Annotated in this window: 10 protein-coding genes; 6 read left to right on the top strand and 4 right to left on the bottom strand. The window is 64.2% G+C overall.

Features of this window, described 5'->3' with window-relative positions:
- Window positions 1–47 precede the first annotated feature (47 nt).
- Window positions 48–1,292, bottom strand: a complete 1,245-nt coding sequence (locus EN925_RS10035; RefSeq protein WP_127365457.1) for an RNA polymerase sigma factor — start codon at window positions 1,290–1,292, stop codon at window positions 48–50.
- On the bottom strand, window positions 1,292–1,645 hold the full coding sequence (locus EN925_RS10030; protein ID WP_013528640.1) for a YciI family protein: 354 nt from the start codon (window positions 1,643–1,645) through the stop codon (window positions 1,292–1,294). The genes EN925_RS10035 and EN925_RS10030 overlap by 1 nt, the downstream gene beginning before the upstream one ends.
- Before the next feature lie 256 nt (window positions 1,646–1,901).
- Here EN925_RS10030 and EN925_RS10025 point away from each other — a divergent pair, with 256 nt between their 5' ends.
- Genes EN925_RS10025 through EN925_RS10015 form a run of 3 tightly spaced genes read left to right on the top strand, consistent with a single transcriptional unit; the run spans window position 1,902 to window position 5,376 of the window.
- The gene (locus EN925_RS10025; protein ID WP_024502189.1) at window positions 1,902–2,861 is read left to right on the top strand and encodes a TAXI family TRAP transporter solute-binding subunit; all 960 of its coding nucleotides are present in this window, start codon (window positions 1,902–1,904) and stop codon (window positions 2,859–2,861) included.
- Between the two features lie 14 nt (window positions 2,862–2,875).
- Complete coding sequence (locus tag EN925_RS10020) at window positions 2,876–4,996, top strand: TRAP transporter permease (RefSeq protein ID WP_127368649.1); 2,121 nt, start codon at window positions 2,876–2,878, stop codon at window positions 4,994–4,996.
- On the top strand, window positions 4,993–5,376 hold the full coding sequence (locus tag EN925_RS10015) for a DUF1850 domain-containing protein (protein WP_063173466.1): 384 nt from the start codon (window positions 4,993–4,995) through the stop codon (window positions 5,374–5,376). The genes EN925_RS10020 and EN925_RS10015 overlap by 4 nt, the downstream gene beginning before the upstream one ends.
- A gap of 13 nt (window positions 5,377–5,389) precedes the next feature.
- Here the strand turns inward: EN925_RS10015 and EN925_RS10010 are convergent, their stop codons facing one another.
- The gene (locus tag EN925_RS10010; protein ID WP_275953346.1) at window positions 5,390–5,776 is read right to left on the bottom strand and encodes a DCC1-like thiol-disulfide oxidoreductase family protein; all 387 of its coding nucleotides are present in this window, start codon (window positions 5,774–5,776) and stop codon (window positions 5,390–5,392) included.
- A 254-nt stretch (window positions 5,777–6,030) separates the two neighbouring features.
- Window positions 6,031–6,171: a hypothetical protein gene (locus EN925_RS10005; protein ID WP_013528645.1), complete on the bottom strand. Its 141-nt coding sequence runs from the start codon at window positions 6,169–6,171 to the stop codon at window positions 6,031–6,033.
- Between the two features lie 125 nt (window positions 6,172–6,296).
- Here EN925_RS10005 and EN925_RS10000 point away from each other — a divergent pair, with 125 nt between their 5' ends.
- From EN925_RS10000 to ligD, 3 genes are read left to right on the top strand one after another with little or no spacing between them, the layout of a single operon-like run.
- The gene (locus EN925_RS10000) at window positions 6,297–6,536 is read left to right on the top strand and encodes a hypothetical protein (RefSeq protein ID WP_024502193.1); all 240 of its coding nucleotides are present in this window, start codon (window positions 6,297–6,299) and stop codon (window positions 6,534–6,536) included.
- Between the two features lie 12 nt (window positions 6,537–6,548).
- Window positions 6,549–7,418, top strand: coding sequence for a Ku protein (locus EN925_RS09995; protein WP_013528646.1), 870 nt, complete (start codon window positions 6,549–6,551; stop codon window positions 7,416–7,418).
- A 13-nt stretch (window positions 7,419–7,431) separates the two neighbouring features.
- The gene (gene ligD, locus EN925_RS09990; RefSeq protein WP_127368648.1) at window positions 7,432–9,945 is read left to right on the top strand and encodes a DNA ligase D; all 2,514 of its coding nucleotides are present in this window, start codon (window positions 7,432–7,434) and stop codon (window positions 9,943–9,945) included.
- Window positions 9,946–9,947 lie beyond the last annotated feature (2 nt).

The raw sequence follows: 9,947 nt of genomic DNA, 5'->3' as shown, positions 1-9,947 counted from the left end.
TGATGAAGACGCTCAACACCTCGCACGAGATGTGGCCGGGCTGAAGCTCAATTTCTGAGCACTGCCCGCTTTTCCTGCAGGAAGCGGCGCACCGCCGGGTCGCGCTCGAGGCCGATCGCCCGGTCATAGGCTTCGCAGGCTTGCGGTACCTGACCAAGCCTGGCCAGGAGACCGGCGCGTGCGGCCCAATAGGGCTGATAGTCATCAAGCCGTTTGTCGTCGCCCAGCACGTAGAGGGCCGCCAATCCCGCCACTGCGCCCTCGGCCTCGGCGATCGCCACCGCGCGGTTTATCGCCACCACCGGCGATCCTGCGATCGAAAGCAACGCATCGTAGAGCTCGCGGATCGCCGCCCAGTCGGTGCGGCCGGTCAGCCGTCGTGCCGCATGCGCGGACTGCACGGCCGCCTCAAGCTGGTAGCGGCCGATGATGCCCTTGGCCGCGGCGTTGGAAAGCAGCGCCTCCGCCTCATCGATCAGGGCGCGGTCCCATAGAAGGCAATCCTGTTCCGCCAGCGGCACGAAGTCGCCGGCGGCGCTGCGCCGTGCGGCGCGGCGCGACTCAGCAAACAGCATCAGCGACAGGAGGCCCAGCGCCTCCGGCTCCTCCGGCAACAGCGAAGCCACCAGCCGGCCGAGCCAAATGCCTTCGGTCGCCAGATTGCGCCCTCGCGTCTCGGTGCCCGCCGGGTCGGACCAGCCTTCGGCGAAGGCGGCGTAGATCGCTTCCAGCACCGCATCCAGCCGTTCGCCGAGTTCGGCCTGCTCCGGCACGCGGAACGGAATACCGGTTTCACGGATGCGGGACTTGGCTCGCACCAGGCGCTGGCCCATCGTTGCCGGCGAGACCAGGAAGGCGGAAGCGATCGTCGCGGCGTCGAACCCCAGCACCGTCTGCAGGATGAGCGGCGAACGCACGCTCGATTCGATCGCCGGATGGGCGCAGGCGAACATCAGCCGCAGCCGCTCGTCGGGCAGGTCTTCGTCGGTCATGCGCGCCTCCGCTTCCTCGGCAATCAGCTTGAGATGCTCGCGGCCGGCCTCGCTGGTCAGCCGGCGCCGCACCGCATCGACGCGGCGCCGCCTTGCCACCGCCAGCAGCCAGGCTTCCGGTTTCTTGGGTACGCCGGTTCTTGGCCAGCGTTCGAGGGCGGCGGCAAAGGCATCGGCCAGCGCGTCCTCGGCTGCGGCCACGTCGCGCGTGCGGGCCGCGAGCCAGGCGACAAGCTTGCCGTAGCTTTGCCGGGCGGCGGTTTCCGCTGCCGCCCGCGCGATCTCCAGGCCACTTTCCATCACATGGTCTGTTCCCAGATCGGCCGCAGCTCGACCGTGCCGGCGCTGGCCGCGGGGCAGCGCGCCGCCCAGGCGATAGCGGCATCGGCATCCTCGGCCTCGATCATGTAGAAGCCCGCAAGCTGCTCCTTGGTGTCGGCATAGGGGCCATCGAGCACGTTGGTCTTGCCATTGACCATCCGCACCGAAGTGGCGGCCTGGGTCGGCTTCAGCCGGTCGCCGGCCAGCCAGGCGCCGGATTTCTTCAACGCATCGGTATACGCGCCATAGGCAGCGCTGATCTCGTAGGTCTTATCGGTCGGCGCGGCCGCCATCGCGGCTTCATTGACGTAGATCAAAAGCATGTATCGCATGGTCTTCTCCCGTTGTTTCGAAGGCTGCTTCGTTTGCGAGCCGGACGTATGTCGCGCGGCCCTGGCCGATTTCGACAGGCATTGGAAAAATCTTTCGGCTCCGAAGACATTTCACGCAAGCGGCCATCTGTGCATCCGCACTCAACCATTCGTCTAACGCATGGGATTGCGGGTTGGCATTTCCATCTCGCTGTCTAAACTCGCTTCTGTTCGCGTCAGGGAGGTGATGCGGCTGCTATTTCAGGGAGGAAATCAGATGTTCCATTTCAGGACGAAACTTGTTGCGGCCGGCGCCGTGGCGCTGTCGCTTGGCCTAGGCGCTGTTTCCGCCAAGGCGCAGGAATTCATCAATGTGCTCACCGGCGGCACATCTGGCGTCTATTATCCGCTCGGCGTGGCACTGTCGGAAATCTACGGCAAGGGCATCGAAGGCGCCCGCACCCAGGTGCAGGCAACAAAGGCTTCGGTCGAAAACCTCAATCTGTTGCAGCAGGGCAAGGGCGAGATCGCGTTTGCGCTGGGCGATTCCGTCAAGCTGGCCGCCGAAGGCAATGCCGAGGCCGGTTTCCCCGGCAAGCTCGATAAGTTGCGCGGCATCGCAGCCATCTATCCCAACTACATCCAGATCGTCGCCAGCCGGGAGTCCGGCATCAAGACGCTGGCCGACCTCAAGGGCAAGAGCCTGTCGGTCGGCGCGCCGGCCTCCGGCACCGAGCTCAATGCCCGCGCCATCTTCGCCGCCGCCGGGTTGAAGTATGAGGATCTCGGCCGGGTCGAGTATCTGCCCTTCGCCGAATCGGTCGAGCTGATCAAGAACCGGCAGCTCGACGCCACGCTGCAATCGGCCGGGCTCGGCGTCGCCTCGATCCGCGACCTCGCCACCTCCGTGCCGATCAATGTCGTGGCGGTGCCGGCCGAGGACGTCGCCAAGATCGGCGCGCCCTATCTGTCGGTGGTCATTCCCAAGGGCACTTATGAAGGCCAGAGCGAGGATGTCGCCACCGCCGCCGTCGGCAATTTCCTCATCACCCGCGCCGATGTCTCCGACGAGACCGCCTACCAGATGACCAAGCTGATGTTCGACCATCTCGACCAACTGGCTGCGGCACATGCCGCCGCCAAGGCGATCGACCCGGCCAAGGCGCTCGACGGCATGCCGGTGCCGCTGCACCCCGGTGCCGAGCGGTACTACAAGGAGAAGGGCTTGTTGAAGTAGGGCGGGTCCGTCGGATGACCGAAGCAACGTCTGGAACGTCAACCGACGGCAAATCCGCCACCTTCCATCTGCCTGCCGTCGAAGAACAGGTCGAAGGGCTGCCGCCGGGCTTCGGCGACGGCCTTGCGGGCAAGGCCGCCTTTCTCATCGCCGTCGCCTTTTCCGTGTTCCAGATCTATGTCGCCGCCTATGGCAGCATTCCGAGCCAAGTGGTGCGGGCCATGCATGTCGGCTTCCTGCTGCTGCTCGGCTTTGGCCTGATCGCCAATCTACGCGCCAAGAGCATGCCGGCGAAAGCCGCGTTCTGGACGCTCGGGGCGCTCGGCTTCGGCACCGGCCTCTACAATTGGGTGTTCTACACCGATCTGATCCGCCGCTCCGGCTTCCTGACCACGCCGGACCTCATCTTCGGCGCGGTGCTGGTGGTGCTGGTCTTCGAGGCAGCGCGGCGGCTGATGGGGCTGCCGCTGGCGGTCATCGCTTTCATCTTTCTCGCCTACTGCTTTTTCGGCAACCATTTGCCGCCGCCGCTCATCCATCGCGGCTATGATTTCGCCCAGCTCGTCGACACCTTCGCCTACGGCACCGAAGGCATCTACGGCACGCCGATCTATGTCTCGGCCGCCTACATCTTCATCTTCGTCGTCTTTGCCGCCTTTCTAGAACGCGCCGGCATGATCGCGCTGTTCAACGATTTCGCGCTTGGCCTGGTCGGCTCGTGGCGCGGCGGCCCGGCGCAGGTCTGCGTCCTGTCCTCGGCGCTGATGGGCACCATTTCCGGCTCGGGCGTCGCCAATGTGGTGGCCAGCGGCCAGTTCACCATCCCGCTGATGAAGCGCTTCGGCTTCCGCTCGGCTTTTGCCGGCGCCGTCGAGGCGACCTCCTCGATGGGCGGCCAGATCATGCCGCCGGTAATGGGTGCGGTCGCCTTCATCATGGCCGAGACGCTGAACGTGCCTTATGCCGAAGTGGTCAAGGCGGCGATCATCCCGGCGCTGCTCTATTTCGGCGCCTGCTTCTGGCAGGTGCATCTGGAAGCCGGCAAGGCGGGCCTGCACGGCATGGCCAAGGCCGAGCTGCCCAATCCGTGGGACGCGGTGCGGCAACACTGGCCGCTGGTGCTGCCGCTGGCCGCGCTCATCTACCTGCTGTTTGCCGGCTATACGCCGATCTTCGCCGGCACGATGGGCCTGGCGCTGACCATCGTGCTCATCCTCGGCACGCCGTTGGCGGCAGCGATCGGGCCGCTGGCCTTCCGCATCGTCTTCTGGATCGCGCTCGGGCTTGCCGCCGCTTCGTTCATGAAGTTCGGCGTCAACCTCCTCGGCCTGGTGATCGCCGCACTGGTCGTCGCCTGCTTCACGTTCAAGGGCGGCCGCGAGACGTTGCAAATCTGTGTCGACTCGCTCGCCGAAGGCGCCAAGAACGCGCTGCCGGTCGGCATTGCCTGCGCCATTGTCGGCATCGTCATCGGCACGCTGACGCTGACCGGCATCGCTTCGACCTTCATCGGCTGGATCATCTCGATCGGCGAGGACAATTTGTTCCTGTCGCTGGTGCTGACCATGGTCACCTGCCTGGTGCTGGGCATGGGCATTCCCACCATTCCCAACTACATCATCACCTCGTCGCTGGCCGGGCCGGCGCTGCTCGAGCTTGGCGTGCCGCTGCTGGTCAGCCACATGTTCGTGTTCTATTTCGGCATCATGGCCGATTTGACGCCCCCGGTGGCGCTGGCGGCGTTCGCCGCCGCACCGATGGCCAGGGAAAGCGGCCTGAAAATCGGCATCCAGGCGACCAAGCTGGCCATTGCCGGCTTCGTCGTGCCGTTCATGGCGGTCTACACGCCGGCGCTGATGCTGCAGGACGCAGGTCCGATCGCCGCCCAGTTCGGCTATCCCGTCGAGGTCGGCTACATCGTCGCCAAGGCGTGCATGGGCATCGTGCTGTGGGGTGCCGCCGCCGTCGGTTTTCTGGTCACCCGCATGGCGTGGTGGGAGCGGCTCGTCGCCTTCGCGGCCGGCGTGCTGCTGGTCGCCGCGGTGCCGCTCACCGACGAGGCCGGCTGGGTGCTGGCGCTGGCCTGGATCGGCTGGCACTGTTTTCGCGCGCGGCAGGCTTCAGTCAGAACATGAGCCTATGCCTCCTGGCCGCGGGCAAGACGGTAACGCTCTCCGTCGCCGCCTTCACGCTGTCCTGGACGCATTCGGTGGAACGGACGCGCTGGCAAGAAGACTGGAAGGTCACGTCCTCCGGCCTGCAGGTGGTCGAAGCCCGGATCGAGGGCTCGGGCGCCGGCATGGAGCCACCGGAAGGCGCTGTGCTGAAGGAGGGTTGGTGGAGCTATGCGCCTGATGTCGGCCCGCAGCGGCGCGTCGTGCTCGCCGCTTCAGGTGCAACCAGCGACGGCTGGACACTGTGCACGGTTCAGGGCTGCCGGGAATTGGGGAGGACGGCAGGCGGACCGATCGTGCTCGAGCCGTGCCGGCCGGATGGCACGAGCCAGCCGCGGTAGCGCATAGCCACCCTCAGCCAAGGAACCGCTCGCGCAGCTCCGGAGAAGGAATGTCGCAAGCGTCCTTCCTGCCGAACAGGGCGTAGCGGTTCCTGGCGATGCGATCGTAGAGCCAACCACGCAGCGGGCGCGGCAACAGCAACAGTGCTTTGGCCGCCCGCCAAGGCCAGCCGAGTTCCGCCATGACGGCGACAAAACTGTCCAGCCGCGTGAAGGCGACGCCGTCGATCAGGACGAGATTGGTTTCGTAAGAGTCGGTGCGCAGTCCATGCTTCCGGAACAGCGCTTCACCGAAGGGCGACTGCGCGGTGGCGAAGCGGAAACGGCCTTGGCGGTCGAGCCTGACCACCATGCGCACGAAACCGGAGCAGAGCACGCAGACGCCATCGAAAACGATCAATGGATGGCGTGAGTCGAGAACTGTTTCGAAGGGACGAGTTGACTGGGGTCGAACTGGTTGAGGATGGTCCGTCACGCTGGCCTCGGCTGCTCGTGTCCTATGACACTAAGCCGGCCAGCGATGGTATCAAAGCCGTGGCGATGTCGCACGGCGCCTGTCGGCGAGAGCGGGACGCTCGGCGCGATAGGTGGTGGCGCGGGTAGAGGCGGCCGGCCTGCAGATCCGGCTGTTGTGGCGATTTTCGAAAGCCATGATCAGTGCGCGCCCAGCGAGTTGCCGCGACGGGCGCAGGCCGGGCCGGGGCCGCGCATGTAATAGCGTTCGGGCCGGTAGGTCGGCGCGACGAATTCGCGGATGGCGGCGGCATAGCCGATGAGGTGCGCGAGGAAGTTCATTACCTTGTCCCTGTCCCGATTTTCGGATGTCCCTTCCGAATTGCGGTCATCATAGCGTCGAGGCGTGAATAGTCGGTGAACGTGATGTTAATATCTGGTCGAAAATGCCTTGCTTCGTGGCTGGAATGCGGCTGATTCGGGGTCTTTCCGTGCAGTTGGTTGGCATTCCGGCCAATGTGACTTTTGCATCACATATGTTTCGTTTGAATGTCGCCTGCGCGCGGTTCTGTTTCAACTTTTGCCGAGCCCGCGAAATTTCCGTGCTGGCGGCCAGAACCAACCAGGCGGCCCCTTGGCATCCAGATCGGCGCGGGAGCGCGGAACTGGAGCGCGATCTGTCCGTTCTCACCTTCATCTGGTTCTGAAGGGAAGATATCATGGCGCCGCGTCCGGCCTGGAGAGGCTATCTGAAGCTTTCGCTGGTCACCTGTGCCGTCGAACTGACCAATGTCGTCACCCATACGGAGCGGGTCTCGTTTCGCATTCTCAACCGCAAGACCGGCAACACGGTGAAGCGCCTCTATGTCGATGCCGAAACCGGCAAGCCGTTGGAGGAGGAGGACGAGATCAAGGGTTATGAACTCGACGATGGCAATTTCATCCATATCGAGGAAGACGAGATCGAGGCGGTGCAGATCGAATCCTCGCACACGATGGCGCTCGACGGCTTCGTCGACAAAGCTTCGATCCAGCAGATCTATCTCGACACGCCCTACTATGTGGCGCCGGCCGACAAGGTGTCGGAAGAGGCGTTCGCCGTCATTCGCGATGCGATGGCGGGCAAGAAGATGGCCGGGCTGGCGCGTATCGTGCTCTACCGACGCGAACGGCCGGTGGTGATCGAACCGCTCGGCAAGGGCATGGTGCTGACGACGCTGCGCTACGACAACACGGTGCGGCAACCGGACACCGTCTTCGGCGACATCGAGCCCGTGAAGACCGATCAGGAGATGACCGATCTGGCCGAGTTGATCATCGACAAGAAGAAGACGAAGTTCGATCCCTCGAAATTCGACGACAAATACGAGGACGCGCTGCTGGAGCTGATCCGCGCCAAGAAGGCCGGCCACAAGGCGCCGAAGGCTAAGGCCGCGCCCAAACCTTCCAATGTCGTCAATCTGTTCGACGCGCTGAAGAAGAGCCTGTCGGACTCCGGGTCATCGAAAACATCTTCGTCGGCGAAGGCCAGGCCAGCGGCCAAACGCGCCAAGTCGAAAGCCAGCGCGCCCAAACGCAAATCGGCGTGAGGAACCCCAACGAATGGCCAGCCTCGAACAATATCATTCCAAGCGCGATTTCAAGAAAACCGCCGAACCGGCCGGCAAGGTCGCCCGGACCAAGCAGGGCGGCGCGGGCGGCATCTTCGTCATCCACAAGCATGCCGCGACGCGGTTGCATTACGACTTGCGGCTCGAGCATGACGGCGTGCTGTGGAGCTGGGCGGTGACGCGCGGCCCGAGCCTCGACCCGCATGAGAAGCGACTGGCTGTCCATGTCGAGGATCACCCGATCGACTATGCGCCGTTCGAAGGCACCATTCCCAAGGGCGAATATGGCGGCGGTTCGGTTATCGTTTGGGACGAGGGCACCTGGATTCCCGAGATCGACCCGGCCAAGGCGATGAAAAAGGGCCATATCAGCTTCGAGCTCAGGGGACACAAGCTGCATGGGGCATGGCATCTGGTGCGGCTGAAGCCGCGTGCGGGTGAAAAGCGCGACAACTGGCTGCTGATCAAGTCGGACGATGCCGCAGCGCGTCCCGGCGAGGACATCCTCAAGGAAGCGCCTGAATCGGTGAAATCGGGCCTGACCATCGAGGAGGTCGGCGAGGGCAAGACCGCGAAGGGCGAGAAGCCGAAAGTCTGGCATTCCAACAAGCCGGCCGCCGTCAAGACAAAAGCCGGCAAACGCCTCGACTTTATCGAGCCGCAGCTGGCCACGCTCGAGCGCGATGCGCCGCCGGGCAAGGACTGGCTGCATGAGGTGAAGTTCGACGGCTATCGCATGCAGGCGCAGATCGCCGGCACCGATGTGCGGCTGCTGACCCGCACCGGCCTCGACTGGACGAAGAAATTCGGCGGCGAGATCGTCGCGGAGTTGGCCGGGCTGAAGTGCAGCGACGCCATCCTCGATGGCGAGGTGGTGGTGTTGGCCGACAGTGGTGTTTCGTCCTTCGCGCTGCTGCAGCAAGACCTGTCGGCGAAGCGGACCAATCGCTTCATCTATTACGTGTTCGACCTGATGCGCCTCGATGGAAGGGATTTGCGGCGCGAGCCGCTGGTCGAGCGCAAGCAGGCCTTGCAGGAACTGCTCGGCGAACAGCCCGACAATGCGGCGGTCCGCTTCAGCGACCATTTCGCCGAACCCGGCAAGATCATGCTGGAGCATGCCTGCCGGATGGGCCTGGAAGGCGTCGTCTCCAAGCGTGCCGATGCACCGTATCGCAGCGGCCGCGGCCCAACCTGGGTGAAGTCGAAATGCACGGCGCGGCAGGAGTTCGTCATTGGCGGCTACCTGCCGTCGGACAAGACCGGGCGCGGCCTGCGCTCGATCCTGGTCGGCTTCCACGAGGGCGGCAAGCTGCATTATGCCGGCCGCGTCGGCACTGGTTTTTCGGGCAAGGGCGCCAATGAGCTGAAGGCAAAACTCGATGCGTTGACGGCAAAATCATCGCCCTTCTCCACCGCCGTGCCGAAGGGCAAGGGCCTGGTCTGGGTCAAGCCTGAACTTGTCGGCGAAGTGGAGTTTCGCAGCTGGACCTCGGACCGTATAATACGCCACGCCTCGTTCCAGGGGTTGCGCGAGGACAAGCCGGCGGAGGAAGTCGTGCAGGAAAAGCCCAAAGCGGCGACAGGCAAGCCATCGACAGGCAAGAGCACGGCCAAGCCGGCATCAGGCGGCAAAGCCGCCGGGTCGATCACGACCACGGTCAAACTCTCGCATCCCGACAAGCTGCTGTGGCCGGACGAAAACATATCCAAGCAGGGCCTGCTCGATCATTACGCACAGGTTTGGCCGCGCATGGAACAGTTCGTGGTCAACCGGCCGCTCAGCCTGGTGCGGGCGCCGGACGGTGTCGGCGGCCAGCGTTTCTTCCAGAAACATGCCTCGGCTGGCATGAGCGATAAGATCGCGCGCATGAAGGACCCGACCGACGGCGAGGAGATCCTGTTCATCCGGGATTTCGATGGTGTTGCCGCACTGGTCCAGTATGGCGTGGTCGAGATCCACATCTGGGGGTGCACGATCGATGAGATCGAAAAGCCCGACCAGATCATCTTCGATCTCGACCCGGATGAAGGCGTCGACGTGAAGGCGGTGCGCGAGGCGGCGCTCGATATCAGAGGCAAGCTCGACGAGCTGTCGCTGCCGAATTTCGTCAAGACCTCGGGCGGCAAGGGCTATCACGTGCTGGTGCCGCTGAAGCCGTCTGCCGAATGGGACGCGGTGAAGGGCTTCGCCCATGACTTTGCCCGCGCGTTGGAGCAGGGTGCCCCCGATCGCTACACGGCGACGCTGTCGAAAAAAGCGCGCACGGGAAAGATCTTCGTCGACTATCTGCGCAACGGCAAGGGCTCGACGACGGTCGCGCCCTATTCCTCGCGCGCCAAGAAGGGCGCCACCGTGTCGATGCCGGTGACCTGGCCAGAGATCGAGGCCGGCTTGCCGCCGAACGCTTTCCCGATCGGCGACAAGACGACGCTGAAGCAGCTGGCGAAAGCCGATCCGTGGAGGGAATTTTTCAAGCAGGGGAAGGCGTTGAAGCGGGGGTAGTT

This window comes from Mesorhizobium sp. M7A.F.Ca.US.006.04.2.1 (assembly GCF_004022915.1).
In the GTDB taxonomy this organism is placed as follows: Bacteria; Pseudomonadota; Alphaproteobacteria; order Rhizobiales; family Rhizobiaceae; genus Mesorhizobium; species Mesorhizobium ciceri.
This window is presented reverse-complemented; position numbering and strand designations above follow the sequence as displayed.

Excerpts from the sequence above, each read along its gene's own strand:
- EN925_RS10035 (WP_127365457.1), bottom strand. The coding sequence starts at position 1,292 with ATGGAAAGTGGCCTGGAGATCGCGCGGGCGGCAGCGGAAACCGCCGCC.
- EN925_RS10030 (WP_013528640.1), bottom strand. The coding sequence starts at position 1,645 with ATGCGATACATGCTTTTGATCTACGTCAATGAAGCCGCGATGGCGGCC.
- EN925_RS10025 (WP_024502189.1), top strand. The coding sequence starts at position 1,902 with ATGTTCCATTTCAGGACGAAACTTGTTGCGGCCGGCGCCGTGGCGCTG.
- EN925_RS10020 (WP_127368649.1), top strand. The coding sequence starts at position 2,876 with ATGACCGAAGCAACGTCTGGAACGTCAACCGACGGCAAATCCGCCACC.
- EN925_RS10015 (WP_063173466.1), top strand. The coding sequence starts at position 4,993 with ATGAGCCTATGCCTCCTGGCCGCGGGCAAGACGGTAACGCTCTCCGTC.
- EN925_RS10005 (WP_013528645.1), bottom strand. The coding sequence starts at position 6,171 with ATGAACTTCCTCGCGCACCTCATCGGCTATGCCGCCGCCATCCGCGAA.
- EN925_RS10000 (WP_024502193.1), top strand. The coding sequence starts at position 6,297 with ATGCGGCTGATTCGGGGTCTTTCCGTGCAGTTGGTTGGCATTCCGGCC.
- EN925_RS09995 (WP_013528646.1), top strand. The coding sequence starts at position 6,549 with ATGGCGCCGCGTCCGGCCTGGAGAGGCTATCTGAAGCTTTCGCTGGTC.
- ligD (WP_127368648.1), top strand. The coding sequence starts at position 7,432 with ATGGCCAGCCTCGAACAATATCATTCCAAGCGCGATTTCAAGAAAACC.